Below are 26,766 nucleotides of genomic sequence, written 5' to 3'. Positions count from 1 at the left end.
GAACTCAGCAGTGAAACGATGCATCGCCGATGGTAGTGTGGGGTTTCCCCATGTGAGAGTAGGTCATCGTCAAGATTGAATTCCGAAACCCCTGTCTGCTAACGCAGACAGGGGTTTTGTCGTTTAGGGCCAAAAATTACCACGCTTGGTAACCCTGCCGCATACATGTACCGCCGGTCGGTTTCCTACGTGAAAACAGGAAATACCTCACAAATACCTAAGATTTGCCAAACCTTGGCCGAAAGCCTGACGAGCCATGCGTGCACCGAAATAGAGCGGCCCGAGAGTCCGCCTATACCGTTACATGGAATGTTCCACTCGGCACGCTCACCCCCCTTTGGCAAAAGAAGTCGATGAAATGAATCTCAAGTTCAGTCATAAAATTCTGTTGGCCGCGTCAGGCGTCGTGGTTCTAGCCTTCGCGTTATTCACCCTCTACAACGACTACCTGCAACGCAGCACCATCAAGCAGAACCTGGAGTCGTCCATCCAACAATCCGGTGAGCTCACCGCCAGCAGTGTGCAGAACTGGCTTAGCGGTCGAATACTGGTGCTTGAAAGTCTCACGCAAAACGTCGCTCACCAAGGCAGTGGAGCTGATCTGCCTGGCCTGGTCGATCAACCGGCATTTACCTCAAACTTCCAATTCACCTACGTTGGCCAAACCAACGGTGTGTTCACCCAGCGTCCGGACGCAAAAATGCCTGACGGCTACGACCCCCGTCAGCGTCCCTGGTACAAGCAGGCAGTGGCAGCCGACAAACCCATGCTCACTCCGCCCTACATGGCAGCAGTGGGTGGGCAGATCGTGACGATTGCCATGCCGGTGAAAAAGAATGGCGAATTGCTCGGCGTAGTCGGTGGCGACCTGAGCCTGCAGACCCTGGTGAAGATCATCAACTCGGTGGACTTCGGCGGTATCGGTCATGCGTTCCTGGTCAGCGGCGATGGCCAAGTCATCGTCAGTCCTGATCAGGACCAGGTGATGAAGAACCTCAAGGACATCTACCCCGGCACCCAGGTACGCATCGAGAAGGTGAACCAGGACGTCGTCCTCAATGGCCAGGACCGCATCCTGTCGTTCACTCCTATCAGTGGTTTACCCGGTGCAGATTGGTATATCGGTCTGTCGATTGATAAAGACAAAGCCTACGCACCGTTAGGCAAGTTCCGCACTTCTGCACTGATTGCCATGCTGATCGCCGTGGTCGCGATTGCAGTGCTTTTGAGCTTGCTGATTCAAGTCTTGCTGCGCCCGCTCACCACCATGGGCGTAGCGATGCAAGACATCGCCCAGGGTGAGGGCGACCTGACCCGTCGCCTCGCTGTGACTAGCAAGGACGAGTTCGGCGAAGTCGGCAGTGCCTTCAATCAGTTCGTAGAACGCATCCACGCTTCGATCTCGGAAGTGTCTTCCGCAACCCGTCAGGTCCACGATTTGTCCCAACGCGTAATGGCCTCGTCCAATGCCTCGATTATTGGTTCTGACGAGCAAAGCGCCCGTACCAACAGCGTGGCGGCAGCGATCAACGAACTGGGCGCGGCCACCCAGGAAATCGCACGTAACGCCGCCGATGCGTCACAGCACGCCAGCGGCGCCAGTGAGCAAGCCGACGACGGGCGCAAAGTGGTGGAGCAAACCATCCTGGCAATGTCGGAGCTGTCGCAGAAAATCAGCCTGTCCTGCACCCAGATTGAGACGCTCAACGCCAGCACCGACAACATCGGCCATATTCTTGATGTGATCAAAGGTATCTCGCAGCAAACCAACTTGCTGGCACTCAATGCCGCCATCGAGGCGGCCCGTGCCGGTGAGGCGGGTCGAGGTTTCGCAGTGGTCGCTGACGAGGTGCGCAATTTGGCTCACCGCACCCAGGAGTCGGCCGAGGAGATCCACAAAATGATTACTTCGCTGCAAGTGGGCTCGCGTGAAGCGGTCACCACCATGAATGCCAGCCAGGCCTCCAGCGAAGAAAGCGTACAGGTCGCGAACCAGGCAGGTGAGCGCCTGGTCAGCGTGACGCAGCGGATTGTCGAGATCGACGGCATGAACCAGTCCGTAGCTGCAGCTACTGAAGAACAGACGGCCGTGGTGGAAACTCTCAATGTGGATATCAACCAGATCAATCTGCTGAACCAGCAGGGCGTGACCAACCTCAATGAAACCCTGAAAGACTGCGATGCGCTGTCGCAACAGGCGAATCGATTGAAGCAATTGGTCGACAGTTTCAAGATCTGACCCGTTGATTGATCCGGCAGGAGCGATTTAACTCGCCCCTGCCGCTTAGCCAAGTATCCGGCGGACATTTTCCAGGGCATTCTCGGCGAAGCCACGCACAAACTGTTCAAACCCTGTATTCGTCCTGTCGGCGGGCTCGGCAATGATTGTCCATACCACCTTGGAACGCTCCGCTCCAAGGGCTTCCACACGGATCGCCGCCCACAACCTGGCCACCCCAAGGGTGTTGTAGATCGTGGTCCAGGTCATTTGCATGGCCTGCTCGTCCCGGCTATTAAGCTGCTCCACCACACAGTTGCCATCGCGGAATAGCTTTGTACGCAAGGCACCCACACCTGTGCCCCTCATTTCGATATGGGCCAGGTCAGGAATGAACACATCGAATCGGGCAAATTGTCCCACCATGTCCCACAGGCGAGGGGCAGGGCAGTCGATCACGACAGATGCCACTATCGGCAGGCCGTTCGGGTTGCGAATTAATGTATCGGGTTGCAGCGCTTTCATAAGGTTGTCCTTAGGTGTTTAAAGAAAGCCTATGGCCTTGAGGTAGTTGCAGCCTTTACTCAACAGCGCCGGGTCTTTTTCTGGATAGTGGGCCCCCATCTGCTGGACACCCTGTCGCGCGTTGTCGTGACGAATCATTGAGGTGTCACCGATATCTTCGTCGAGACGGTCGAGATAAAAACCAAGCACGCCAAACAGAGCGTTGTCCTGGCTGACCGTTCGTAGCGACTGTTGCCATTGCGCAACGCTCACCCGCCTGAAACGGTGCCCTGCACGGCTAAAGGCATCCAAGTAATGCGCCCAGCTCAAAGGCTGCGGGTTGTGCAGGTTGAACACACACCGATCGGCTTGAAAACGGTCGCAGTGGAACGCGATGAAACGAGCCAGAAAGTCCACTGGCATCAGGTCGAAGTTCAACGTCAGTCGTGGTAGCAGGCCCAATTGCAGTGATCCCTTGAGCATCAGCATCAGGCGATTTTTCTGCGGCTGGCAGACGCCTGTAAGGCTGTTGAAACTGATATTGCCGGGACGATAGATGTTCACCCAGGCCCCGCGGTCCACAGCGTGCCTCAATTGCCGTTCGGCGACCCACTTGGACAAGTTGTAGCCATTCTTGATGTACAGCGGCAGCGTAGTCGCGGCGGGCGCTTCGAGGACATAGCCCTGGGCGTCGATACTGCTGGAAGCTGAAAGTGTTGAGATGAAGTTGAAGACCTTCTTACAGTGCGTCTCACACAGACGCAGGCATTCGAGTATGGGGTCAACGTTGTCCCTGGTCAGTGATGCGTAGTCCTTCACATGGTTGACCTGTGCCGCGTTGTGCACCAGCACGCCAAAGCGTTTAGCGAGGGTCTCATAGGTATCGTTGGCCAAACCCAATCGAGGCAGGCTGATATCAGCCGCAAGTACCCGCACCCTGCTCAGGTCAAGATGTTCCAGACGATACTCGCGTAACGCTTGGGTGAATCGTGCCATTGCCGACTGTCCGGGTTTCTCGCGTATCAGGCACGCTATCTCGGTTGCTCCAGTGGCCAACAATGCTTCGACGATATGGACACCCACAAAACTGTTGGCCCCCGTAACGATCATTTTGTAAGGATCGCCCACGCAAGCCGCGGGCAGCGTGTTGAGTGGCCACTCTTGTTGAGCGTCGCGGATCGCCTGGCTGTAGGGGGCCCCGGGTGGTTCGCCGTTCTCCACCAATGTTGCGAGCGTACGAATCGTCGGCGCCTCAATGAAGTGATTCAGCGAGAAGCCACGGCCGAATTGTTCGCGAAAACGCAGTAAAAGGGTCGACAGTAAAATCGAATGGCCGCCCAGGTCGAAGAAGCTTTCGTCAATAGACAATTCTCCCACGGGCAACGCCAGCAGCTCGATCCACAAGCGGGTCAATTGGATCTGAAGCGGGGTTTGTACGGCGCTCCGGGCAGCCTGCAAAGTAGGTTGGAGCGGTATTGCCAGCAATGCCGAGCGGTCAATTTTGCCGTTGCTGGAACACGGTATGCGTGGCAAAACTTCCCAGAAACCGGGTCGCATGTAGTCCGGCAGCCACTGTCGCGCGTGTTGCTGCAGGGCCGCTATGGTAGCCCCAGGTTCAGGTTGGGCGACAAAGCCACGGATCCTGCGGTCATGGTCGATCACCACCGCCACCTGGCGATACAACCGGCTGGTGCGCAAGCACTGTTCAATCTCCTGCGGCTCGACCCGAAAACCACGGATCTTCACTTGGTCATCACGCCGTCCCCCCATCACGATCCCGTCGGCAGTCCACTGTGCCAGGTCGCCGCTACGGTAGGCACGCAAGAGCTGGCCACCTGGGATTGCCAGCTCCACGAAAGGGCTGTTGGCCTGTGGTGGCGCGTTTACATACCCAAGGCTCACGCCAGGGCCGACGATATACACCTCGCCCATCACCTGTTCATCCACCGGTTGCCGGTCTTCATCAAGGATCAGAACCTGGCTGTTGGCGATGGGGTGGCCGAGATTGCGGTTGCTGTCACTGGGGCGCAACGACCGATGGGTGACCAGCACCGTGGCCTCCGTAGGCCCATAGAGGTTGTGAAGCTGGCACTGCTTCGCCAGATGTTCGATCACATGAGGTTCGCACACATCACCTCCGGTCAGCAGGTGCGTCAGGCCCAACGGTTGACCGAGCGGCAGAATGCTCAGCAGCGCAGGCGGCAGAAAGGCGTGAGTGACGCGTTGCCGATGGAGCAGTTCCAGCAGTTGCTGAGGGTCTTGTCGTTGCTCTGCACTGGGGACAATCAACGTGGCACCCGCTATCAGGGCGGGGAAAATATCGATCAGTGATGAATCGAAGCTCAGTGGCGAGAACTGCAACACGCGGCCCTGTTCATCCAGGCTCACACAGGACCTGAACCATGCTGTGAAATGTGCCAGGTTGGCTTGGCTGAGCAACACGCCTTTGGGTTGGCCGGTGGTGCCTGATGTAAAAAACATCATGCAGGGCGCATCGACATGAGGGCGAACGTGCACCAATGGGCGTGCGATGGCGGCGTCGCGGTGGTCGTTGATGCTGACATCCAATGAAGTCAAACGCCCGCGTAATGGGTGCTGGCCGGTATCCAGCAATACCCGAGCGCCTGCGATGTCGAGCATGGTCTGCTGGCGATGAGTCGGGTGCTCCGGATCCAGCGGGAGGTACACTGCGCCGCAGCCCAGCACCGCAAGAATGCTGGCATACAGTTCGATAGATTTTTCCAGGCACACCCCCACCACTGCTGGCGTCTGCGCAGTCTCCAGCAAGGGGCGTAATTGTTGCTGGATTGCTGAGGCCCGAGCATGCAGGTGACGATAGGTCACTTCGCTGGCACCTATGTTCAAGGCGGCCCGGTCTGCGAAAGTGTAAAAACTTGCCTGCAACCGGTTGATCAACGGCAACCTGGCCTCCTCCATCACAGCAGGGTCTGCGGTGTCGTTGAAGCGGTGGGTGAATGCCAGCGCTTCCAGTACTTCCAGACCTTGTTCAGGCCAGTCATTGGCGACGCCACTCAGCGTGAACTGCCCAGGGGCCCGTGCGAAACCACTGACGTGCAGCGCGACCCATTCCACCAGCGCATGCGTTACCTGCTGGCGGAGCCTGTGGCCATTACCACTGGGCTCGTCGGCGATGTTCAGTACCGCCACGAACTGTCGGTCAGGTCCATAGGCGCGCAGCTGCAGAGCGGGCAGCCCATAGCCGGTTAACGGGCCAACCCCAAGGCGTAGACTTAAGCCTGGCGTGTGATGGTTTTGGTCTTGCAGCGACTGACTGCCGTCTTCGATCCACAGGTCGACGCTTTCATCACTCGACATATGCCCATACTGTTCCAACTCCTGCCTGACAGCGCGCAAGGCGTTGCTGGCGCCGGCAAAGCTGATGGTCAGTCGCCTCATGCCACCCTCCCGGACGCTGGCAGGTAATCGTTCAACGCTTGCGCCACACTTGGCGTCTGCAGCAAACCGCTGTGTTGGAAGAAGCCAAGGATATTGGCCATCAATGGATGCTGACGTGTGATGGGGAAGGCCAGCGCCGCGACTTCATCGCGTAATTCGCTGCGCAGGTGGGTGCTGATGTCGAGATGTTCGATCACGTACAGGTCGAAATCTTTTTGCAGGTCGTTCGTCAGGTACTGGGCCAGTAGAACCGGCAGCACCTTGGCAATGCTGTTGCGGTCGTCCGAACTCGCGGCCTGCCAATACAAGCGTACGAGCCGTACCCAGAATTGTGCGTGGCGGCCTTCATCAAATAGGTGGTCGGCCATCAGGCCGCGGATGGAGGCTTTGACACTGGTGTCCTTGGAGAACGCGGCCACATCGTGAGTCACTGTGTTTTCGGCAATGGCCACCCCAATCAACGCGACGGCATCGCGCAGGTGAGCTGGCGCCTGTGCCTGTGCCGCCGGCAGCGCGCGGCTCAATTCGATTTCCCTGGGCAGTTCCAACGGTTGTATACCGGTCATGGCCACGGTTTGCTGCAGGAAATCCAACGCAACCAATGCGTGGTAGTCCTCGTCCACAACGACAGTCATCGCATCAATACGGCAGATCAGCGGGAACTGCACCGAGAAGCGATTCTTGGCGATGCTGCGTGCGGTCTCGTCGACGATCTCGGTCTCGAATATCACCACGTCGTTGATGAATTTGTAGAAGCTCTGCACCAGTACAAAATCGCGCCACTGCGGGCAGTGTTCAAGAAAGGTCGCACTGAGTACCAAGGGCTGGCGGCACAGGGGATAGATCAGCTTGTCATCGCTCTCCAGCAAGCGGCGCGGGCGTGTGCGAATGGTTGCTCGGCGCTCCCAGTCGTGGGCAATGGGTTGGTAGTCGGTGCCGTTCATGGGTGCACCTCCTGCAGTGAGGCGCGAACCTCATCCCACAACGCGATACGCCCCTCCACGGCAGCGAGCGCGGAGTCGTTGGCCTGTTGCGGGTATGCCGGGTCAGCGTTGGCCAGGCGCTCGAGCAACTGCTCTGCCGCCGGTCCATGATCCTGGGTGTCCAGTTCGATGTGACGCTTGAGATAGGCGCACAAGATAGGCGCCTGGCGATGGATGAACTCATCAGATTGCAGGATGCGCTCGAACATTCCTGGGATGACATGCTCGCGACCATGCAGGAAGGTGGCCGCCACACAATGGATAGGCGCATTTAGCGCAAGCTGCAATGTATCGCTGACGAAGCGAGCGACGCCGGGAAGAACCTCGATCGCCTGCAAGGCGGCAGTTGCTTCCAGGCCTTGACGTTGCAGCGCAACGAAGCGGTTGATCGACGAGGTATTGGCCCCTACCTCCGCCATCGCCTCCAGATAGAGTTCGAAGTGGCTGCAATAGCCTGTCTCGGGATGCAGGTCTGATTCCTCACCCAGTATGACCTCATTGATCAAGCGCGCTGCGTGTGGGTCGGCAGGCGGCAGCCAGGGGAGGCTAGTGCAGGTCAGGTCCTGTTGCAGCCGCTTGGCGAGGGTCATGAAATCCCAGACAGCAAATACGTGGCTTTCCATAAAAAGTTGTAACTTTCGCAGGGAAGTTATTTCTGAAAATAACGGATGCCCGCATAACTGAAGTTTTACTGTTTCAAGTAACGGTTGATGCATGGTTGGTGCCTATAAGTTGCCGCGTCTGCTGTGAAAAACAGCGATGAGTATTTGTAGTTGGCAAGAGGTGAGTAGCAGTAGACCAGTTGCTGGCGTGCAGGAGAGCTCGATATGGGGGCTGCAACGTCTAGCGAAGTGTCTGGTTTAGTAATAAAAGATAATAAGCGGATTAAACAACTTGGCGGGCATACAAATGTGTTAGAAATTTTTCTAAATAGTATTTGCTGTAAGCTGGTTGCTTTGTTGGCAGTGGGAAGTTTCTTCCGGGGCGGGGCGCCAACCGTTACTTAGTTCGCCCCGCAGCAGGGGATGACGCCTTAGTACGTGCCTTTCTTGGCGGGGGCATCCAAGCCATTGAGGTATGCCGTGATCACCTCCATGCCTCGCATCAAGTGGTTGCGCAGGGTCAGGATGCTTTCCTGGGTTTTTTTCTGCGCCACGAGGTTCAGTAGTTCGCGGTGATCTTCCTGGGATGTCTCGCCCAGCCCCATGGCCTCAAGGTTGTAACGCAGGAAACGCTCCTCTTCGTTCAAACCGTGCTCCACCAATTTGAGCAGCCGTTGGTTCGGGGCCTTGCCATAAAGTGCCATGTGAAACAGGCGATTGAGGCGTCCTATCTCTGAGTAGTCTTTTTCTTGTTCGAGGGCACAAATAAAGGCCTCCGCTTCGACGATATCGGTGTCTGTGAGCAAAGGAATCGACAGGCGCAACGCTTCAGACTCCAGCAACATCCGCAGTTCATAGGTCTCGGCCGAGTTGTCTTCGATCAACGGAGCAACAACGGCGCCCTTGTGCGTCACTACATGCAGCAGTGACTGGGCTTCCAGCTGGCGTAAGGCTTCACGCACCGGCATGCGGCTGACCCCGAACAGGCTGGCCAACTCCTGTTGGCGCATGGCAGTACCACAGGGCAATCGACCATCCAGGATGGCGTTGCGCAAGGTTTCTTCAATTACGGAACGCGCGAGATGGGCGGGAATAGGTCCGCTGATCTTGATGCTGTTCAAAGGGGTCGGCTTCTGCGTCACGGTTACGCTATCCTCCTTATTCGAATGGACGTGGCTAATTGGATCCAATGCACACTAGAGACTGTCCGTAAGCTTGTCAAACGGGCACAGTTTCGGCTTGTAAGCGTTTCAACATAGCGCTCCCAGCGCCCACAGCCAGCACTTAAGGCGCCTTACGCATCCACGTTCATCCAGCCTGCTTCAAGCGCCGACAATTGCAGCATCAGGTGTTATGGACTGAACACTTTACTGCTGTAATTTATTCCCCAGGGCCAAGCAGCATGAGGTTGAGCCGGAACATTCCCGCATATCGATATTCATTAACGGTATTTAAATAGCCGTTCTTATATCTATAAAGTCAATCTCCTGTCTGACCGGGAGTGACCTCATGTCCGCCACCTCTACTGTTCCAACAGCGAACGCTACCGCCCAAACCTTCGAGATTCGTCCATTGCCCGGCAGCGTCGGCGCCGAGATCATAGGCTTGGACTTGTCGAGACCGGTCAACGACCAGGATTTTGCACGTATCCACCGCGCGCACCTGGACCATCACGTCGTGGTGTTCCGCGACCAGCGCATCACCCCCGAACAGCAGATCGCTTTCAGCCGCCGCTTCGGTGTGCTGCAGATCCACGTGCTCAAGCAATTCCTGCTGGCCAACCACCCGGAAATTCTGATCGTCTCCAACATCATCGAAAACGGTCAATCCATCGGCCTGGGAGACGCCGGCAAATTCTGGCATTCGGACCTGTCCTATAAAGAACTGCCGAGCCTGGGCTCGATGCTTCACGCCCAAGAGCTGCCCTCTGAAGGTGGCGACACCCTGTTCGCCGACATGCACAAAGCCTGGGACCAACTGCCCGCGCATCTGCGCACCGCCGTTGAAGGCCGCAGCGCCGCGCATTCCTACACCGCGCGCTACAGCGAAACCAAATTCGAAGGCAATTGGCGCCCCACACTGACCCCCGAGCAGCTTGCCCAGGTTGCGCAAGTGGTGCACCCCGTCGTGCGTACCCACCCGGAAAACGGCCGCAAGGCGCTGTTCGTCAGCGAGGGTTTCACCACACGCATCGTCGGTCTGCCGGAAGACGAAAGTCGCGACCTGCTGGCCCAGCTTTACGCCCACAGCGTGTTGCCGCAAAACATCTACCGCCACCCATGGCAGCCCCACGACCTGGTGTTCTGGGACAACCGCTCGCTGATCCACCTGGCCGCCGGTTGCCCGAGCCATCTGCGCCGCAAGCTGTTTCGCACCACCATTCAGGGCGACGCGCCTTTCTGATTCGGAGCACGACCATGTCCAGGAAAATTCCATTCGCACGGCTGGCCGCAACCGTCGGCCTGGGCGTCAGCCTGCTGGCTGGCAGCCTTGTTACACCGACAGCCGCGCAGGCCGAAGGTGAGATCCGTATCGCCGAACAGTTTGGCATCGTTTACCTATTGCTCAACGTGGTGCGCGATCAGAACCTGATCGAAAAATACGGCAAGCAGGAAGGTATCGACATCAAGGTCGACTGGACTCAGCTGTCCGGCGGCGCCGCCGTCAATGACGCGCTGCTCTCCGGTTCCATCGACATTGCCGGTGCTGGCGTTGGCCCGCTGCTGACCATCTGGGACCGCACCCACGGCAAGCAGAACGTCAAGGCCGTCGCGTCCCTGGGTAACTTCCCGTACTACCTGGTGAGCAACAATCCCAAGGTCAAGACCATCGCCGATTTCACTGAGAAGGACCGCATCGCGGTGCCTGCGGTCGGCGTTTCTGTGCAGTCGCGCTTCCTGCAATACGCCGCCGCCAAACAGTGGGGCGACAAGGAGTTCAATCGCCTCGACAAATACACCGTTGCCGTCCCGCACCCGGATGCAACCGCCGCCCTGATCGCTGGCGGCACCGAGCTGACCGGGCATTTTTCCAACCCGCCGTTCCAGGACCAGGCCCTGGCCAACCCCAACGTGCATGTGGTGCTGAACACCTACGATCTGCTCGGCCCGAACTCGCCGACGGTGCTGTTCGCCACTGAGAAATTCCGCAATGACAATCCGAAAACCTACAAGGCATTCATTGAGGCGTTGACCGAAGCCGCGCAGTTCGCCCAGAACGACAAAGGGGCTGCGGCCGACACCTATATCCGCGTGACCAAGGCCAAGATTGACCGTGCCGAACTGCTGAAAATCATCGACAACCCGCAGTTCGAATTCAGCGTCACGCCCAAGAATACTTATCCGCTGGCGGAATTCCTCTACCGCGTCGGCGCTATCAAGAACAAGCCTGAATCGTGGAAGGACTACTTCTTCCAGGATGCCAAGCCCCTGCAAGGAAGTTGAGATGAACGCGCCCTTGCAAGGCCACACGGCCAGCAACCTGAACACCGCCTTGCCGTTACTGGCGGTGGATAACGTCAGCCTGGAATACCGCACCCCCGAGCGCGTGGTGCGGGCCACCCATCAGGTGAGTTTCGAGATCGATCCCGCCGACCGCTATGTCCTGCTCGGTCCGTCGGGCTGCGGCAAATCCACCTTGCTCAAGTCCATCGCCGGGTTTATCAAGCCCTGCGAAGGTGAGATCCGTCTGCTGGGGCAAAAGGTCGAGCAACCGGGCCCGGACCGCATCGTGGTGTTTCAGGAGTTCGACCAGTTGCCGCCGTGGAAAACCGTCAAACAGAACGTGATGTTTCCGCTGCTGGCCTCGAAAACCTTGAAGCGCGCCGAAGCTGAAGAGCGCGCGCTGCACTACCTCGACAAAGTTGGCCTCACGGCGTTTGCCGATGCCTATCCCCACACGCTTTCCGGCGGAATGAAGGCCCGTGTCGCCATCGCCCGTGCCTTGGCCATGCAGCCTAAAATCCTGTTGATGGATGAGCCCTTCGCCGCCCTCGACGCCCTGACCCGGCGCAAGATGCAGGAAGAACTGCTGCTGCTTTGGGACGAAGTGCGTTTCACCCTGTTGTTCGTGACTCACTCCATCGAAGAGGCGCTGGTAGTGGGCAACCGTATCCTGTTGCTGTCGCCCCATCCTGGGCGCGTACGCGCGGAAATCCACAGCCATCAATACGACCTGCACAGCCTCGGTGGAGTGGAGTTCCAGGCGTCGGCGCGACGCATTCATCGCCTGTTGTTCGATGAAGCGCCAGAGGCCGAACGTGAGTTGGGTTTCGCTGATATCCGCATCGCGTATTAAGGGGAATATCCATGCGCCAGGAATATGAAATCACGCTCGAACCACTGCTCAGCGTCCCCGTGGAACGCGAGCTGCCCCTGCGCCAACGTCTGTGGCAACAAGGCTGGCTGCGCAAGGGCCTGATCCTGATTGTGCTTGCGGTCCTGTGGGAAGCGGTTGCGCGTTATCAGAACAATGACCTGCTGTTGCCGAGCTTCTTGCAGACATCGGCCGCACTTTATGACGGCCTGCTCAGCGGCGAACTGCTGAGCAAGGTAAGCATTTCGCTGGTGGTGCTGATCAAGGGTTACCTGATTGGCATCGTGCTGGCGTTCGCCCTGACCACCTTGGCGGTGTCGACCCAACTGGGCCGCGATCTGTTGAGCACCCTGACCTCGATGTTCAACCCGCTGCCGGCCATCGCGTTGTTGCCGCTGGCGCTGCTGTGGTTCGGCCTGGGGCAGAACAGCCTGATCTTTGTGCTGGTGCACTCGGTGTTGTGGGCGCTGGCGCTCAACACCTATTCCGGGTTCCTCGGCGTGTCCGAAACCCTGCGCATGGCCGGTCGCAACTATGGCCTCAAGGGCATGCGGTTTGTGCTGTTCATCCTGATTCCGGCGGCGCTGCCGTCGATCCTGGCGGGGCTCAAGATCGGCTGGGCATTTGCCTGGCGCACGCTGATCGCCGCCGAGTTGGTGTTCGGTGCCACCAGCGGCAAGGGCGGCCTGGGGTGGTACATCTTCCAGAACCGCAACGAGCTGTACACGGATAAGGTGTTTGCCGGGCTGGCGGTGGTGATCCTGATCGGCTTGCTCGTGGAAAACCTGGTGTTTGACACCTTTGAGCGGCTGACGGTGAAGCGCTGGGGGATGCAGCGCTGACTGCATGAAGTTGGAAGAGCCGCCGTTTTTAAATAGGAATGGTTGCTCTTAGCCCTGTCCGGCTTCGATAATCCCGCCAGAATTCGGCGCCGCGATGGCGTCGAACCGGTTTGGTAAAGGGATTTACGACTATGCGTTTTTTTGTCTTGGCTGCGGCTTTGTTGTTATCGACCTCGGTGTTGGCGGAGTTCGTCCCCGAAGCGGTGTCCATGCCCAAGCCCACCTACCCCTCGTACTTGATCAGCCTCCCGGGGCACGCACGCATCAACTTGAACATCCACAGTGACGGTTCGGTCAGCGATGTAAAAGCGCTTAGCGCCACCCAGCCTGAGTTCGGCACAGCCGGCGTGGAGGCGGCCAAGCAATGGCGCTTCAAACCCTGGACAGTGAATGCCGACCAGCCAGCAGTGATCAACGCGCTGAATGAAATGATCTTTACGCCTGAAGCGCTCAGAACAAAAAGCTCTCAGCTTTCGTTCATGGAAACGACCTATCAATCCTGCAGCGCACTGAACGAAGAATTCAGTGCGTTCCGCCGCGATCATCCCTCCCGCCCGCTCGTACAAATGAAGAGTTTTGCCATCACCCGCGTAGCAGTGATGTTTCCGGCGTTAAGCGGTAAAAGCGACTACAACGAAGGCCTGATCCGAGCCGACGAGCTGGAAAACGCCTTGCCGGACATCGTGCGCAAGTGCCAGGCTCACCCCAAATCCACCTACGCGAAATACCTGCCCAGTAACCTCAGGCGCTACCTGTAAAGCCTGCTACGATTGCGCTCGATTCACGCCCTGTTGATCACGAGTGCTTGGCATGCAACTACCGGACATGAACCTGCTGGTCGCCCTCGACGCCTTGCTCGACGAAGGCAGCGTGGTCGGCGCCGCGCGCCGCATGAACCTCAGCCCGGCGGCCATGAGCCGCACCCTTACGCGGATCCGGGAAGCGGTGGGTGACCCGATCCTGGTGCGCGCCGGTCGCGGCCTGGTGCCGACGCCCAAGGCCCTGCAGTTGCAAGGCCAGGTACGCAACGTGGTGGAGCAGGCGGCGCTGCTGTTCCGTTCGGCGGACCAAGTGGATTTGAGTACATTGCGCCGTCGCTTCAGCGTACGCGCCAATGACTTTTTCATCGGCGTGTATGGCGGTCGCCTGTTCGACACCATGGAGCGCATGGCACCGCTGTGCGAGCTGTGCTTCGTGCCCGAGGGCGACACCGACGACGAAGCCCTGCGTGAAGGCCGCCTGGATTTGCGCGTGAGCAACACAATGCCGGTCACCCCAGAAGTGAAGGTGCAGAACCTGTTCTCCACCACCTTTGTCGGTCTGGCGCGGGAAGACCACCCGTTGTTCGATGAAGAAATTACCGCTGCACGCTTCGCCAGCTATTCCCATATCAGCATCTCGCGGCGCGGCATTGCCCGTGGGCCGATCGACACCGCGCTGAATGCCCAGGGCCTGGAGCGCCGCGTGGCGATGATCGCCCCTGGCTTTCACGGTGCGATGTTCATGCTGCCCGATTCCGACCTGCTGCTGCCGGTGCCCAAGGAAGCGCTGTTGAGCGCCAATCGCCTGAAACTGCCCCTGCGCTCGTTCGCGTTGCCGATCTCGCTGCCGACGCTGGTCTTGGCCCAATCCTGGCACCCGCGATTCGACAAAGACCCTGCCCACAAATGGCTGCGCGAGACCATGCGCGAGAGTTGCCACGCCACCTGGCTTGAAGCGCAGCCAGTCTGATCATTGCGCCTGACGCACTTATATCCTTCCAACAAGTAACTTTTTGTCATGTGTGTGCCTGATTAAACTGCTCAGGTATTTAACATTCCGAGTTACCTGTTCATGACCTCCCTCGCTGCCCCCACCCTTGCGGCCGCAGCCACACCCACTGCCATGACCCCACCCGTATTCGGCCCGCGCATCATCGTCGGGCTGGTCGGCGTGTTGCTGGCGGTGCTGGTCTCTGGCCTCAACGAGATGGTCACCAAGGTGGCCCTCGCGGATATCCGTGGTGCGCTGTACATCGGTTTTGACGAAGGCACCTGGCTGGTCGCGGCTTACACCGCGACTTCCGTGGCGGCCATGGCGTTTGCGCCCTGGTGTTCGGTGACCTTTTCGCTGCGTCGCTTCACGTTGTGCGCCATCGGCCTGTTCACTGTGCTCGGCATCTTGTGTCCGTTCGCGCCCAACTACGAAAGCCTCCTGGTGCTGCGCACCGTGCAAGGCCTGGCCGGTGGCGCGTTGCCGCCGATGCTGATGACCGTGGCCCTGCGTTTCCTGCCGGCCAACGTCAAGCTGTACGGCTTGGCCGGCTACGCGCTCACGGCCACCTTCGGCCCGAGCCTCGGCACGCCGTTGGCGGCGCTGTGGACCGAGTACGTCGGCTGGCAGTGGGCGTTCTGGCAGATCGTCGCGCCGTGCCTGCTGGCCATGGTTGCCGTGGCCTACGGCCTGCCGCAGGATCCGCTGCGCCTGGAGCGATTCCAGCAGTTCAACTGGCGTGGCTTGCTGCTGGGCTTCCCGGCGATCTGCATGCTGGTCATCGGCATCCTGCAAGGCAATCGGCTGGACTGGTTCGAGTCGGGCCTGATCACCTTCCTGCTGTGTGGCGGCAGCCTATTGCTGGTGCTGTTCATGGTGAATGAATGGTCGCAGCCGATACCGTTCTTCAAATTGCAGATGCTCGGCCTGCGCAACCTGTCATTCGCCCTGATCGTGCTGGCGGGCGTGCTGATGGTGCTGACCTCGGTGATCATCATCCCGTCGAGCTTCCTGGCCCAGGTCCAGGGTTACCGCCCGCTGCAAACCGCGCCGGTGATGCTGCTGATGGCGATCCCACAGTTGATCGCGCTGCCGCTGGTGGCGGCACTGTGCAACCTGCGCTGGGTTGATTGCCGCTGGGTGCTGGGGATCGGCCTGGGCATGCTGGTGCTGTGCTGTGTGGGCAGTGCGCACCTGACCTCAGAGTGGATTCGTGACGATTTCTACGGCCTGTACCTGCTGCAGATCTTCGGGCAGCCGATGGCCGTGTTGCCGCTGCTGATGCTTTCTACCGGCAGCATCCAGCCCATGGACGGGCCGTTCGCGTCCGCCTGGTTCAACACCATCAAGGGCCTGGCCGCCGTGATTGCTACTGGCGTGCTCGACACGCTCACCACCCAACGCCTGCACTTCCACTCGACGATGTTGGTGGACCGCCTGGGTAACTCACCCCTGGCTGAAGGCGACGCGCCGGGCCTGGCGCACCGCCTGCACGAGCAGGCCGTGGTGCTGACTTCTTCGGATCTGTATTACGTCATGGCTGCGGTCGCAGTGGCGTTGATCCTGCTGATTTTCTGGATGCCCACGCGGATCTTTCCGCCCCGCGCACCGACTTGATAGAAAGGACTGTTCATGAAACGCAAAGACAAAATTGCCGTCTCCGTCATCGCCGTATTTGCGGTCGGCGTGTTGGTGTACCTGGTCGCGCCGGGCGTGCTGGGCAGCAAGCGCCAGACCACCAACGACGCCTTCGTCGCCGCTGACTTCACCCTGGTCGCGCCGCGCGTGGCTGGCTTTATCAAGGAGGTGCTGGTGGAAGACAACCAGCGCGTCAAGGCCGGGCAACTGCTGGCGCTGATCGACGACCGCGATTTCCGCGCTGCCGCCCAGGCGGCCGACGCCGATACCTTGGTCGCCCAGGCCCAACTGAAAAACGCCACGGCGACCCTGGAGCGGCAAAGTTCGGTCATCGCCCAGGCCCAGGCCACCGTCGCGGCGGATCGCGCCGAAATGGCCTTCGCCGAACACGAACTCAATCGCTACAACCACCTCGCCGGAGTCGGCGCCGGCACTGTACAGAACGCTCAGCAAGCCAAGACCCGCATCGACCAGGCCACCGCGCGCCTGGCCAATGCCACGGCCGTGCTGGCGGCGGAACGCAAGCAGGTGGAAATCCTCACCGCCCAGCGTGATGCCGCCGAAGGAGGGCTCAAACGCGCCCAAGCCGCGCTGGAACTGGCCAGTTTTCAACTGTCGTACACGCGCATCGTCGCGCCGGTGGATGGCATGGTCGGCGAGCGTGCAGTGCGGGTGGGCGCCTATGTGACGCCGGGCAGCAAGATCCTCGCGGTCGTGCCGCTGGAAGAGGCCTACGTGGTCGCCAACTTCCAGGAAACCCAGCTCTCCCATATGCATGCCGGCCAAGCCGTGCAGGTGCGTGTCGACAGCCTCGACGGTGAATTGCTCAACGGTCATCTGGAGAGCCTCGCGCCTGCGACGGGCGTGACGTTTGCCTCGGTCAAACCCGACAACGCCACCGGCAACTTCACCAAAGTGGTGCAGCGCATTCCGGTGAAGATCGTCCTCGAACCCAACCAGGCGCACATTGAGCGTCTGCGGGTCGGCATGTCGGTGGAAGCCAGCGTCGACACCTCGCCGGCCGCGCAGCAGCGCGAGGTGGCCCAGCAATGAAACGAGTGGCCTGGCTCACCTTGAGCCTCATCAGCCTGAGCGCCTGCACGGTCGGTCCGGACTTCCACACGCCTCAGAACCCGCAAGTGACCCAATGGGGCGCGCCCCAAGGCCGCCAGGCCGCCAGCCGTGCGGTCAGTGAGCCGTTGCAGGAACGCTGGTGGGACGTGTTCCACGACGCGCAACTCTCGGCGCTCACACGTCGTGCGCTCACCGATAACCTCGACCTGAAACTCGCCAGCAGTCGCCTGCAACAAAGCCGCGCGGTACGCCAAGTGACCACCGCCGAGCGTTATCCGAACGTCAATGCCAACGGTGATTACCTGCGCCAACGCAACAGCGGCAAAGGCTTGAGCGACCCGTCCGGCAACAATGGCCGTTCGGCATTCAACCAGTGGGACATGGGCTTCTCGGCCTCTTGGGAGCTGGATTTCTGGGGCCGCGTCAAACGCGAAACCGAAGCCGCCGACGCCACCTTGCAAGTGGCCGAAAACGATCGTCGCGCGGTGCTGTTGTCGGTACTGGCCGAGACCGCCCAGGACTACATCCAACTGCGCGGCGTGCAAAACACCCGCGCCGTCACCGAGCAGAACCTCGACGTTGCCCGCCACAGCCTCAAGCTGTCGCAGTTGCGCTTGGCGGACGGCGTGGCGACGGACCTGGACGTCGCCGAAGCCGCCGCTCAAGTCGCCGCCATCGAGGCGCGCTTGCCGGATCTTCAACAGCGCCAGGACCAGCTCATCAATGCCCTCAGCCTGTTGATGGGCGAGCCGCCACAAGCGCTGCACGCGCAGTTGTCCAAAGACGCCGCGCTGCCGCAAACCCAGCGCCAAGTCGCGATTGGCCTGCCTTCGGAGCTGGCTGAGCGCCGTCCGGATATCCGCCAGGCCGAGGCGCGCTTGCACGCCGCCACTGCGAGCATCGGTGTGGCCAAGGGCGATTTCTACCCACGCATTACCTTGTCCGGCAGCCTCGGCTCCCAGGCCATGCAGCTCTCGGATTTCGGTTCCTGGGGATCCCGCGCCTTTGCCTTCGGCCCGCAGTTCAGCTTGCCGCTGTTCAATGGCGGGCGCCTGCAAGGCATGTTGAACCTGCGTGAAGCCCAGCAACAAGAGGCAGCGCTGGCGTACCAACAAACCGTGCTGCGCGCCTGGCATGAAATCGATGACCAACTGACTCGCTACAACGCCAGCCAACTGCGCCGCGACAGCCTTGCCGAAGCCGTGCGCCAGAACCAGATTGCCCTGCGCACCGCGCAGCAGCAGTACGTTGAAGGCGTGGTGGATTTCGTCAACGTACTCACCGTGCAAAGCGCGCTGCTGGCCACGCAGGAGCAGTGGGTGGAAAGCTCGACGGGCGTTTCGCTGGCGATGGTTGGGTTGTACAAGGCGTTGGGTGGAGGGTGGGAATCGGTGTACCCGCTGAAAATCAAGGTGTGAAACGGGTGGTGAACGTGCAGAACCTCACCAACAAGACCTATGTGTCGCAGTGCGCCAGTGACCTGGATTGCTACTACGGCGAAGGGCGTACGGTGGTGTCGAGCCTGACCTACGACTGGTATGCAGTCGGTTGTAGGACACGTCCTGATTGAGTCGGGTGTGAACTTTAAACGTCTCGCGAGCGTTAGCTTTCGGCTGGCTACCCTCGCGAGATACGGCCTATGTCTGTCGCTGAAGATCCCTATGCCCCACCACGTTCCCGCCTGAGCTGGATGCCGGTTCGCGAACCCGTATTCCTCGTGGTCGCCCCGCGCAAACTCCTCGTCTTGGTGCTGCTGACCCTGGGCGGCTACTTTGCCTACTGGCTCTACCAGCAATGGACGCTGTATCAGCAAGCCAGCGGCAAGACGCTGTGGCCGTGGGTTCGGGTGATGTTTCCGGCGTGCTACTTCTGTTCGCTGATCCTCAGCGTGATGCGAGAACTGGAGCAGGGCGAGTCGGCCTTTTACTGGTGGCCTCGCTGCCTGGCGGCGGCGATCTTTCTGGGAGGGTGCTTGCCGTTCACCGTGCTGTGGCTGTTGTCACCGTTTGCCGCATTGGCTGTCGTTGCCTGCATCGCCGTGTTGCAGGTGGCGTTGGCGTTGCAACTGCAGTGCGCGATCAATCACTTGGAGCAGGATCCCGAGGGAGAGGGAAACGCACGCCTGACACGCGCCGAATGGCTGGGAGTAGGTGTCGGGCTACTGGGATGGGGCTTGCTTGTTACCGTCTGGGGCGCCGGATAAGGGAACGGCATTTCAAGGGTTTTGTAAAAACACCACATACCCTTGAAACCACTCGCTCGTTTGCAAATACTTCGGTTCCTCCCACGTCCCGCCTTGAATCAAGCCGATCTTGAACGGCAACCCCAACCGGTTCATCCGTGGCAAATACGCCGCGTAATCCGGGATGCTGTGGCGCCCCTGGTACGTCTGCACCACCACTTCATCCACCACGCCCTTTAGCTGGGCGATGGCAGCCGGGTCAGCGTTGCTGCTCCAGTCCATCAGGCCCGTGATGCTCAGGCGCAGGTCAGCGGGCAGGCGCTGGCGCAGGTCGCGCAGGAAGTCGGCGTATTCGTGCAGGTACTGGGTACGGGCGTCGAAGTCGATCTGAATGCCGACCACCGGGTTGCCTGCGTCGCGCCAGCGTTGCACTTGGCCGAACAGTTGGCGGTAGACCGGCTCGGGCCAGTGCAGGGTGTGGGCGCGGTAGACGATCCAGATGTCGCCCTGGGTCAGGCGTGGCACGCTGATGCCTTGGGCGATCATCTGCACACCGCGCCCTGGCGCGCGGCGCGTGGAGTTGATCTGGCCCTGGAGGATGTACAGGCTTTTCGCCTGCTTGAGCACCGGCTGTGGCGTGACGCCGCTCCACAGCCAGAAAGCGTCATAGTCGCGGGCGTCGACGGCGCCGAAGGCCGGACTTGCCAGCAACAGCAAGCCGAGCCACAGCTGCCTCACCAGTAGTACTGCAGCGATTTGCCCCACTGGGTGTCGGCGTAGCTGGTTTTCAGCTGGCGGAACCAGGCTTTGCGCACGGCCGGCTGCACGTCGACGCCGCCGCAACTGTTGTAGCCCGAAGGTCCGTAGCAGTTGATGGCGCGGAACAGGGCGTAGGCCTTGTCGTTCTTGGGGGCCTTGGCGTTGCCGATCACCTGTTTGTAGCCGTCCAGGCGCGAGAAGGTTTCACCCTTGAAGTCCGATGCGCTGCTGCCCAGGCTGCCGGCGGCGCGTGCCTGCTCCAGCGGCATGCCGTCCAGGCCGTTACGCAGGATGAATTCCCCCAGGCAGTTCAGGCCCTGTGGGTTCTTGGCATCGGCCTGCAAGGTCGCGGCGATTTGCGTAATACTCGGGCAGGCGTAGCCGGACTCGGCTTTGTCACCGTTCCACTGGAACAGCTTCAAGGTCTGGCTGGCGCTGTAGACATAACCCAGGCTGGTGCCCAGTTTGTCGTCCGGGGCAGCGGCTGGCAGTTGCTTGAGGTCGTCGGCGAAGGTGGCGTACTGGCCGCGCAGCAGGTCTTTGTAGAGCAACACGAATTGCGCGGTCTGGCGCTCCAGCGGGTCGCTGGCCCCGGCGATCTGCTGGCGCAGCAATTCAGGACCGGCGACGTTGCGCAGCAGGATGTAGCGCACCGGTTTGGCGCTGATCGGTGAATCGGCGGCAAACACCTTGGCCAACTGGCCGCTACGCTCGTAGTTCAGGGCCAACGCCAGCTCAAGCTGGTCGCGTTGCAACGGCAGTTTTGCCAGTGGCAGCAGTTGCAGCCAGAGCGCTTCGGCGCCTTTCCAGTCTTGCTTGGCTTCCAGGGCCAGGGCGCGCAGGGTCTGCTGGCTGAAGGCGAAGTAATTCAGGCTCGACGGAACGCTCTGGGGCAATTGTTTCAGCGCGGCGTCCGGCTGATGCTCGGTATACAGCGCAGACACCGCGAGCAAGTAGTCATACAGCTGCGGCGCGCCGGCGAACGCCGCTTTCTGCTTTTCCAGGTCGGCGCGAGAGAGGGCGGGCTGGTTGCCACCGCGCATCACCATCAGGTCACTGACAAACTGGATCATCGGCGTGGTGACGGTCTCGCTATTGACCATCAACAGCTTGAGGTCGGCTTCCTCCACCAGATCATCCAGCGACACATTGCGCTGCGCGTCAGTCGCTTCGGTCATCGCCCAGCCGAAGGCCTCGGCGAGTTTGGTGTTGTCACCGGCCAACCAGTAGACGCGACGCAACAGGCCACGGGCGGAGGCCAGGTAGTCGCCCTGTGGATAAGTTTTCAGGTAACCGAGGAAGCCTTCTTCGGCATCACTCAGGGCGGACTTATCCACATGCTCAAGCTGCGGCATGCCGTACTCGTCAAAGGCTTCAGCCTGGGCCTGGTTCAAGGAGGTACGTGCGGTCATGTACAGCGCGGTTTCCTTCAGCCAAGGCACCTGGCTGGTGCTGGCGGCGGCAAAACCGCGCTCAGCGTCACCGAAGCGGCCGCTGTAGAAGTCGGCGGCGGCTTGCAGGTAGGTACGGAACAGTTGGCCGTCGTGGGACTGGATCTGCTGGGCGTCCACCACCTGGCCTTCCCACGAACAGGCCGTGAGCAGTTGCAAGCGCGCCTTTACCAGCAACTCACGCTCGGCTGCCGGCATGTCGGCCTTGATCACCTGGCTGATGAAGGCCGTGGCGCTGTCATCATCGTTGCTGCGGCAACGGCTGCCTTCGCCAGTCAGGAACGCTTCGCCTGCGGTCTTGTACTCGTCGCGCTGGATGCCCAGGGGCTTGAGCAGCGTGTCGAGTTCGGCGGTGCGCGAGTCGTCCGGCTTGTTGTCGGGCTCATCGTTTGTCGCGGGAATAGGCGCCAGGCGATAGACCGGGAAGGGCACCAGGCCGAAGCCTTGGGACAGATCGTCTTCGCTCAGGGCGTTGGGCGTGAGCGGTTCGGCCTTTTTGTCCGCCAGCAGCAGGCGCAGGTTGACGCGACTGTCGTTGCCGGGGCTCAGGAAGGGCAGGTTGCTGCAGGAATCGAGGCTGTCACGCGAGACACGCCAATCGGGGTAACACGAGTCGTCAGAGCTGGCCTGGGCCTGTTGGGTGATGCCGGCAAGCAGTGCCAGTGCCAGAGGTGACAGAAAACCGATGCGCATGACGTGTCCTTGATCCTGAGTCCTTGGAGGGGGGCAATAATAGCGTGTTCCTACGGTTGCTTCGGAGAAGCCCTGCACAAATTGCTGATTTGTCTGATTCCAGCAGCCAGCCTGGATCTTTTGTCCTAGAGTGGCGGTGTTTGCGCTTGGGCAATCAGGGGAATCGAGGTGCGTCGGTCTGTGGTAGAGCAAAACGAAAAGGTCGGGACGTTACCCGCGCTCAGTCGCCTCAGTTGGGAAGGTGTCGGCTGGATCAGTCGTCTCTGGTGGGTGCCGATCCTGGCGCTGGCCATGGCCCTGCGTTTTTACAACCTGACGTCGGCGGCGATTTGGGGCGACGAGGGTTCAAGCTTGTTGCTCAGCGAATACGCCTTGGGCGACTTGTGGTTCCACGCGGCGCATGATGTGCACCCGCCGCTGTATTTCTTCCTGCTGCGCGGCTGGATCGAACTGTTCGGCGACAGCATCTGGTCGATTCGCGGCATGAGTGCCATTCCCGGCGTGGTGGCCGTGGGTCTGGGCATCTGGCTCACGCGGCAACTGTCCACCCGCCGTGCGGCGGTGCTGGCGGGGATCCTGCTGGCGCTGTTGCCGACGGCGGTGCGCTACAGCCAGGAAGTGCGCATGTATTCGCTGCTGGGCGTGTGGTTGCTGGGCGCCACGCTGGCGCTGGTGTACTGGGTTCGCCAACCCGAGCGCACGCGGTATCTGGCGGCGTATGTCGTCTTGATGACGGCCGGTTTCTACACCCATTATTTCACTGCACTGTGCGTGTTGGTGCACTGGGCCTATCTGAGTGTGCTGGCTGGCACGATGCCGCGTGACCAGCGGCTTATCACACGCCCGGCCTGGTGGGTGGCCAACGCCGCGATTGTGTTGCTGTACCTGCCGTGGCTGCCGAACCTGCTGGACCTGGTGCAGCATGTCGAACAGCTCAAGGTGGGCGGTGATATTGGCTGGGAAGAGCCGGTCAGCCTGTTCTCCCTGCCGTCGATGATCTGGCAGTTTGTGCTTCAAGATGAAGGTGTCGGTTTCTGGTCGCCGCTGTTCTGGCTGTTCCCGTTGCTGCTGGTGGCTGTCGTCGTTGCCACCGCTTGGTGTGACCGTGAGCGTTATCGGCCGGCCAGCCTGTTGGCGCTGTTTTTCCTGTTGCCACTGCTGTTGGTCTACGGGGTGTCATTTATTTCCCCGGTGTTTATCGAACGTTACCTGACGGTGTATGCCCTGGGTTTGCCGATCTTGCTGGCGATGGCCATCGATCGTCTGCCATCGCGGTTTTCACTGCTGGGGGCGGCGCTGTTCGTGCTGTTTGTCGGCGTGGAACTGGTGGGGTTGAAGAATAACTTCACGGTAGATGAACACGACCAATTCAACGTGCCGGTGGAATTCGTCAACCGCAACTATCAGGAGGACGACCGCATCGTCCTCAGCGACATGATGTGGTACCTCAGCTACGTGTATTACGACCAGACCGACGCCCAGTTGCAGCTCTACACTCCGCCCAAACCCGACGGCACGCCCACGCGGCCGAATGCCTACGGCTTTGGCACGTTGGTGGACCAAGACGGCGGGCGCATCTACCTCGACCACCTGTCGGCACTGCCCGCAGAGACCCGCCGTGTATGGCTGATCAGCAGCAACGAAGCCCCCGACGACTTCGCCCCGCTGCCCGAAGGCTGGCGCGAACTCAGTCGCCAGGATGGCGGCGGCGCGCGGGCGCGGTTGTTCGTGCTGTGCAACGTACCGTCGGCACAACCCGAGGGCTGCCGCTAGACTGGGTTGATACTTTTCTATCAGGAGCCCGCCATGGAATCGCCCGTGCATAGCTTGCCGTCATTGTTCAAACAGCTGGGTTTGCCGGATGACCCGGTGAGTATCGAGAAGTTTGTGGCGGTTCACTCACCGCTCAAGCCGGAGCTGAAACTGGCGGATGCGTTTTTCTGGACGGACAGCCAGAAGGCGTTTTTACGCGAGGAGATTCTGGAGGATGCGGATTGGGCGGAAGTGGTGGATGAGTTGAATTTGATGTTGCGGGGTGGGCGGGGCGTGTAAAAAACTTAGTAAAAATGGCAAAACTTGAAAAAATCTGATGAGGGTTGAAAAAAACTAGGCTTTAATCGCGTGAGTGAACTTTTTCTGAGGTTGCGCGATGTCTCTGGTTGGTTATGCCCATCTGCACCAATCCCTCGGATTGAAAGCTATTGCGCCTGGCCGTATCGCGATGATAAAGCCAGTCACCCGCATCTCGATGATCGGCGGTTGCCTGGCGGTTCCTCACGCCGTTGCGCCTTCCGCGGACTCAGTACTCGACCATATTCTTTTTGCCCTAAAGCACGAAGGCATCAATCTTGGCATCCTGGCTCAGGCGCTTGAAGTCGTTACAGCAGACCAATTGATGCGAGAGCTTGAAAAAGCCCCCAACGGCGTGTTCATCCGAAAAGTCTGCTACCTCTGGGAGGGGCTGACCCTCCAACGCCTGGATTACAGCAAGGCGATCAACAGTCGTGTTGCTCCGTTGTTTGACCCGCAGCGCTACGTGACAGGACCTTCGACGCGAAACTCCCGATGGCGTATCGACTTCAATGGCCTGGGTTCCCTGTCGTATTGTGCGACGGTCGAGCGTACACCTGAAATTGACGCTCTACTGAGTCTCGACATCTTGGGTCGCGCCAAATCCTTCATGGCCACGCTCCCACCCGAAATGATGGACCGCGCGATCCAGTGGGCCTATCTCCACGAAACCCGCGATTCGTTCGCCATCGAAAAAGAACAACCCAGCGAAGAAAAGTCCCGTCGATTCGTCCAACTTTTGCGCCAGGCTCACGAAGGGCGCCTGCTGACCGAGGACTACTTGGTCGAGCTGCAAAACAGCACCGTTTCCAATCCGTTCGACAAAGCCGTCGCATTCCGCCATGAACAAAACCACCTGCACAACGGCTTACGTGGCGCAGCGGGTGTCAGCTATGTGCCGCCTGCTGCGGCACTCTGTCAGGAACTGATGGAAGAGTTGATGGCATTCGCCAATCAGCCTGTCAGAGAGGTTGACCCATTGGTGGCGGCTGCCGTCACGGCTTTCGGCTTTGTGTTCCTGCATCCATTCATGGACGGTAACGGGCGGCTGTCCCGCTTCCTGATCCACCAGACACTCTGCCACTACGGCGCACTGGAGAACGGGCTGTTGTTGCCTGTTTCCGTTGCGATGAAACACGAAGAGGCGGCCTATCTGGAAGCGCTCAAGGCGTTCTCCCAACCCACGCGGGAATTCTGGAACGTCACGTGGCTGGATGGCGATGAAATGGCTTTTGAGTTCATCGGCCACCCGTCGATTTACCGCTACTGGGACGCCACCCGCTGTGTCGAATTCACTCTGCAAATGGCTCGACGGGCATTGGAAGTGGAACTGCGTGAAGAAACCGAATTCCTCGACCGCTACGACCGCGTGATCAAAGCCGTGAACCAGCGTTATGACGTGCGCGGCAGTGATTTGTCGAAGCTGGTGATGATGTGCCTGGACAACGAGGGCAAGGTTTCGAAACATCGGCGCAAGCAGTTTCAGTACAGCGTGGCGGAGGAGGTGTTTGAGTTTATTGAGGAGGAGGCGGGGCGGGTAAACGAGGATGAAAGTGCTCAGCCTCCGTTCGCTTGAGGAATCAATGGGGTACGCCACTTTCTGGAGGCCACTGGCGAGCGGTATGCACCAGAGCCACAATCCTCACCACGTCTGGCTCAAGTTGATAAACGAGCCGGTAACTCGGATGGGGAGTGACCTCGCGCGTTCCAGAGATTCGACCTGAGGGGCCAATTTCCGGGTTTTGGGCCAAGCCAGCTGCTGCGATGCTAAAACGCCGGTCCATGTCGGCAGCGGCCTGCGGGTTTTTATCGAATAGAAAATCCCAGATTTCTCGACGATCCTGCCCGGTCTCGGGCGTCCAGGTAACCCTCACTCCAGGTTATCTACTTGAGCGCGCCTCGCTGCAAATTCGGCCTCCAGGTCTTCGTTGGAAATCTCTCGGCCTGCCCGAATGGACGCGCGCGAGGCATCTACTTTGCGTTGTAAGAATTCGTCATATTCCCGTGTCTCCTGTTGAGACTGCACAAACTGACGCATCATTTCGCGCACGATTTGCGACGCCGGGCGATGCGAGGCTTCGCACTCTGCCATGAATTGGTCGCGCAACTCTGATTCCAGTTTCATAGTGAAGACGGCTAATTTGGTCACAGTTGAGGTCTCGAAATGGTATGTACAAAGTATATACATCGTAATTACCAATAGAAGTGAGGTCAGGCAGGAGGCGACTAACGGTTTAGAGCAATTCGGCCGATTGCACCCTCGTCGC

General features: G+C 59.7%; 24 protein-coding genes and 1 rRNA gene. 16 read left to right on the top strand and 9 right to left on the bottom strand.

All coding sequences use genetic code 11. The annotated features are described in order from the left end of the window. A 5S ribosomal RNA gene (rrf, locus tag ACP7BX_RS27450) occupies positions 1-75 on the top strand; the annotation flags it as partial. Between the two features lie 283 nt (positions 76-358). After that, positions 359-2,239: a methyl-accepting chemotaxis protein gene (locus tag ACP7BX_RS27445; RefSeq protein WP_314524187.1), complete on the top strand. Its 1,881-nt coding sequence runs from the start codon at positions 359-361 to the stop codon at positions 2,237-2,239. Positions 2,240-2,284: 45 nt separating this feature from the next. Here ACP7BX_RS27445 and ACP7BX_RS27440 read toward each other — a convergent pair whose 3' ends face one another. The 5 genes from ACP7BX_RS27440 to ACP7BX_RS27420 form a co-directional block, all read right to left on the bottom strand. Further along, positions 2,285-2,743, bottom strand: coding sequence for an SRPBCC family protein (locus ACP7BX_RS27440; RefSeq protein WP_314524188.1), 459 nt, complete (start codon positions 2,741-2,743; stop codon positions 2,285-2,287). Positions 2,744-2,761: 18 nt separating this feature from the next. Further along, positions 2,762-6,139: an amino acid adenylation domain-containing protein gene (locus tag ACP7BX_RS27435; protein ID WP_426130669.1), complete on the bottom strand. Its 3,378-nt coding sequence runs from the start codon at positions 6,137-6,139 to the stop codon at positions 2,762-2,764. Next, positions 6,136-7,083, bottom strand: a complete 948-nt coding sequence (locus tag ACP7BX_RS27430) for a diiron oxygenase (protein WP_426130671.1) — start codon at positions 7,081-7,083, stop codon at positions 6,136-6,138. The genes ACP7BX_RS27435 and ACP7BX_RS27430 overlap by 4 nt, the downstream gene beginning before the upstream one ends. Beyond that, positions 7,080-7,838, bottom strand: coding sequence for a DUF3050 domain-containing protein (locus ACP7BX_RS27425; RefSeq protein WP_426130673.1), 759 nt, complete (start codon positions 7,836-7,838; stop codon positions 7,080-7,082). The genes ACP7BX_RS27430 and ACP7BX_RS27425 overlap by 4 nt, the downstream gene beginning before the upstream one ends. A 317-nt stretch (positions 7,839-8,155) precedes the next feature. Continuing rightward, positions 8,156-8,866 carry a GntR family transcriptional regulator gene (locus tag ACP7BX_RS27420; protein ID WP_426130675.1) on the bottom strand — a complete coding sequence of 237 codons (711 nt, stop codon included), beginning with the start codon at positions 8,864-8,866 and terminating at the stop codon, positions 8,156-8,158. Between the two features lie 367 nt (positions 8,867-9,233). On the opposite strand from ACP7BX_RS27420, the gene ACP7BX_RS27415 reads away from it, so the two are divergent. The 11 genes from ACP7BX_RS27415 (at position 9,234) to ACP7BX_RS27365 (ending at position 19,547) form a co-directional block, all read left to right on the top strand. After that, entirely contained in the window at positions 9,234-10,127 is an 894-nt protein-coding gene (locus ACP7BX_RS27415) for a TauD/TfdA dioxygenase family protein (protein WP_426130677.1), read from the top strand. Positions 10,128-10,141: 14 nt separating this feature from the next. Continuing rightward, the gene (locus ACP7BX_RS27410) at positions 10,142-11,167 is read left to right on the top strand and encodes an ABC transporter substrate-binding protein (protein ID WP_314524196.1); all 1,026 of its coding nucleotides are present in this window, start codon (positions 10,142-10,144) and stop codon (positions 11,165-11,167) included. 1 nt (position 11,168) lies between these two features. After that, on the top strand, positions 11,169-12,020 hold the full coding sequence (locus ACP7BX_RS27405; RefSeq protein WP_426130679.1) for an ABC transporter ATP-binding protein: 852 nt from the start codon (positions 11,169-11,171) through the stop codon (positions 12,018-12,020). Between the two features lie 11 nt (positions 12,021-12,031). Further along, positions 12,032-12,880, top strand: a complete 849-nt coding sequence (locus tag ACP7BX_RS27400; protein ID WP_038842392.1) for an ABC transporter permease — start codon at positions 12,032-12,034, stop codon at positions 12,878-12,880. Between the two features lie 131 nt (positions 12,881-13,011). Then, positions 13,012-13,638, top strand: coding sequence for an energy transducer TonB (locus ACP7BX_RS27395; protein WP_314524200.1), 627 nt, complete (start codon positions 13,012-13,014; stop codon positions 13,636-13,638). Positions 13,639-13,690: 52 nt separating this feature from the next. After that, a complete protein-coding gene (locus ACP7BX_RS27390) occupies positions 13,691-14,611 on the top strand; it encodes a LysR family transcriptional regulator (RefSeq protein WP_033900092.1) in 921 nt (306 codons plus the stop codon). Between the two features lie 102 nt (positions 14,612-14,713). Continuing rightward, entirely contained in the window at positions 14,714-16,249 is a 1,536-nt protein-coding gene (locus ACP7BX_RS27385; RefSeq protein WP_426130682.1) for an MFS transporter, read from the top strand. Positions 16,250-16,264: 15 nt separating this feature from the next. Further along, positions 16,265-17,323, top strand: coding sequence for an HlyD family secretion protein (locus ACP7BX_RS27380; RefSeq protein WP_033900096.1), 1,059 nt, complete (start codon positions 16,265-16,267; stop codon positions 17,321-17,323). Continuing rightward, on the top strand, positions 17,320-18,762 hold the full coding sequence (locus tag ACP7BX_RS27375; protein ID WP_426130684.1) for an efflux transporter outer membrane subunit: 1,443 nt from the start codon (positions 17,320-17,322) through the stop codon (positions 18,760-18,762). The genes ACP7BX_RS27380 and ACP7BX_RS27375 overlap by 4 nt, the downstream gene beginning before the upstream one ends. Positions 18,763-18,776: 14 nt before the next feature. Further along, the gene (locus ACP7BX_RS27370) at positions 18,777-18,914 is read left to right on the top strand and encodes a hypothetical protein (RefSeq protein WP_426161329.1); all 138 of its coding nucleotides are present in this window, start codon (positions 18,777-18,779) and stop codon (positions 18,912-18,914) included. A gap of 69 nt (positions 18,915-18,983) precedes the next feature. Continuing rightward, complete coding sequence (locus ACP7BX_RS27365; protein WP_426130686.1) at positions 18,984-19,547, top strand: hypothetical protein; 564 nt, start codon at positions 18,984-18,986, stop codon at positions 19,545-19,547. A gap of 12 nt (positions 19,548-19,559) precedes the next feature. Here ACP7BX_RS27365 and ACP7BX_RS27360 read toward each other — a convergent pair whose 3' ends face one another. Beyond that, positions 19,560-20,264: a DUF3142 domain-containing protein gene (locus tag ACP7BX_RS27360; RefSeq protein WP_426130688.1), complete on the bottom strand. Its 705-nt coding sequence runs from the start codon at positions 20,262-20,264 to the stop codon at positions 19,560-19,562. Continuing rightward, entirely contained in the window at positions 20,261-22,429 is a 2,169-nt protein-coding gene (locus tag ACP7BX_RS27355; RefSeq protein WP_426130690.1) for an outer membrane assembly lipoprotein YfiO, read from the bottom strand. Before ACP7BX_RS27355 ends, ACP7BX_RS27360 begins: the two co-directional genes overlap by 4 nt. A 168-nt stretch (positions 22,430-22,597) precedes the next feature. Here ACP7BX_RS27355 and ACP7BX_RS27350 point away from each other — a divergent pair, with 168 nt between their 5' ends. The 3 genes from ACP7BX_RS27350 (at position 22,598) to ACP7BX_RS27340 (ending at position 26,075) form a co-directional block, all read left to right on the top strand. Beyond that, positions 22,598-24,202 carry a glycosyltransferase family 39 protein gene (locus ACP7BX_RS27350; protein ID WP_426130692.1) on the top strand — a complete coding sequence of 535 codons (1,605 nt, stop codon included), beginning with the start codon at positions 22,598-22,600 and terminating at the stop codon, positions 24,200-24,202. A 33-nt stretch (positions 24,203-24,235) separates the two neighbouring features. Then, positions 24,236-24,481, top strand: a complete 246-nt coding sequence (locus tag ACP7BX_RS27345; protein WP_033900115.1) for a DUF2789 domain-containing protein — start codon at positions 24,236-24,238, stop codon at positions 24,479-24,481. 97 nt (positions 24,482-24,578) lie between these two features. Further along, complete coding sequence (locus ACP7BX_RS27340; RefSeq protein ID WP_426130694.1) at positions 24,579-26,075, top strand: Fic family protein; 1,497 nt, start codon at positions 24,579-24,581, stop codon at positions 26,073-26,075. A gap of 4 nt (positions 26,076-26,079) precedes the next feature. On the opposite strand, the gene ACP7BX_RS27335 is transcribed toward ACP7BX_RS27340, so the two are convergent. Together ACP7BX_RS27335 and ACP7BX_RS27330 are read right to left on the bottom strand one after the other, a co-directional pair. Further along, on the bottom strand, positions 26,080-26,373 hold the full coding sequence (locus ACP7BX_RS27335; RefSeq protein WP_426130696.1) for a type II toxin-antitoxin system RelE/ParE family toxin: 294 nt from the start codon (positions 26,371-26,373) through the stop codon (positions 26,080-26,082). Continuing rightward, on the bottom strand, positions 26,370-26,648 hold the full coding sequence (locus tag ACP7BX_RS27330) for a hypothetical protein (protein ID WP_033900182.1): 279 nt from the start codon (positions 26,646-26,648) through the stop codon (positions 26,370-26,372). Before ACP7BX_RS27330 ends, ACP7BX_RS27335 begins: the two co-directional genes overlap by 4 nt. Positions 26,649-26,766: the final 118 nt, after the last annotated feature.

The organism is Pseudomonas sp. DWP3-1-3b3 (assembly GCF_049896305.1).
GTDB classification, from domain to species: domain Bacteria; phylum Pseudomonadota; class Gammaproteobacteria; order Pseudomonadales; family Pseudomonadaceae; genus Aquipseudomonas; species Aquipseudomonas azotoformans_A.
The sequence above is the reverse complement of the archived record's forward strand: the minus strand, read 5'-3'. Positions and strand labels throughout refer to the sequence as shown.

Excerpts from the sequence above, each read along its gene's own strand:
- ACP7BX_RS27400 (WP_038842392.1), top strand. The coding sequence starts at position 12,032 with ATGCGCCAGGAATATGAAATCACGCTCGAACCACTGCTCAGCGTCCCC.
- ACP7BX_RS27365 (WP_426130686.1), top strand. The coding sequence starts at position 18,984 with ATGTCTGTCGCTGAAGATCCCTATGCCCCACCACGTTCCCGCCTGAGC.
- ACP7BX_RS27385 (WP_426130682.1), top strand. The coding sequence starts at position 14,714 with ATGACCTCCCTCGCTGCCCCCACCCTTGCGGCCGCAGCCACACCCACT.
- ACP7BX_RS27415 (WP_426130677.1), top strand. The coding sequence starts at position 9,234 with ATGTCCGCCACCTCTACTGTTCCAACAGCGAACGCTACCGCCCAAACC.
- ACP7BX_RS27390 (WP_033900092.1), top strand. The coding sequence starts at position 13,691 with ATGCAACTACCGGACATGAACCTGCTGGTCGCCCTCGACGCCTTGCTC.
- ACP7BX_RS27355 (WP_426130690.1), bottom strand. The coding sequence starts at position 22,429 with ATGCGCATCGGTTTTCTGTCACCTCTGGCACTGGCACTGCTTGCCGGC.
- ACP7BX_RS27440 (WP_314524188.1), bottom strand. The coding sequence starts at position 2,743 with ATGAAAGCGCTGCAACCCGATACATTAATTCGCAACCCGAACGGCCTG.
- ACP7BX_RS27430 (WP_426130671.1), bottom strand. The coding sequence starts at position 7,083 with ATGAACGGCACCGACTACCAACCCATTGCCCACGACTGGGAGCGCCGA.
- ACP7BX_RS27405 (WP_426130679.1), top strand. The coding sequence starts at position 11,169 with ATGAACGCGCCCTTGCAAGGCCACACGGCCAGCAACCTGAACACCGCC.
- ACP7BX_RS27380 (WP_033900096.1), top strand. The coding sequence starts at position 16,265 with ATGAAACGCAAAGACAAAATTGCCGTCTCCGTCATCGCCGTATTTGCG.
- ACP7BX_RS27375 (WP_426130684.1), top strand. The coding sequence starts at position 17,320 with ATGAAACGAGTGGCCTGGCTCACCTTGAGCCTCATCAGCCTGAGCGCC.
- ACP7BX_RS27345 (WP_033900115.1), top strand. The coding sequence starts at position 24,236 with ATGGAATCGCCCGTGCATAGCTTGCCGTCATTGTTCAAACAGCTGGGT.
- ACP7BX_RS27435 (WP_426130669.1), bottom strand. The coding sequence starts at position 6,139 with ATGAGGCGACTGACCATCAGCTTTGCCGGCGCCAGCAACGCCTTGCGC.
- ACP7BX_RS27425 (WP_426130673.1), bottom strand. The coding sequence starts at position 7,838 with ATGCATCAACCGTTACTTGAAACAGTAAAACTTCAGTTATGCGGGCAT.
- ACP7BX_RS27410 (WP_314524196.1), top strand. The coding sequence starts at position 10,142 with ATGTCCAGGAAAATTCCATTCGCACGGCTGGCCGCAACCGTCGGCCTG.
- ACP7BX_RS27445 (WP_314524187.1), top strand. The coding sequence starts at position 359 with ATGAATCTCAAGTTCAGTCATAAAATTCTGTTGGCCGCGTCAGGCGTC.
- ACP7BX_RS27395 (WP_314524200.1), top strand. The coding sequence starts at position 13,012 with ATGCGTTTTTTTGTCTTGGCTGCGGCTTTGTTGTTATCGACCTCGGTG.
- ACP7BX_RS27340 (WP_426130694.1), top strand. The coding sequence starts at position 24,579 with ATGTCTCTGGTTGGTTATGCCCATCTGCACCAATCCCTCGGATTGAAA.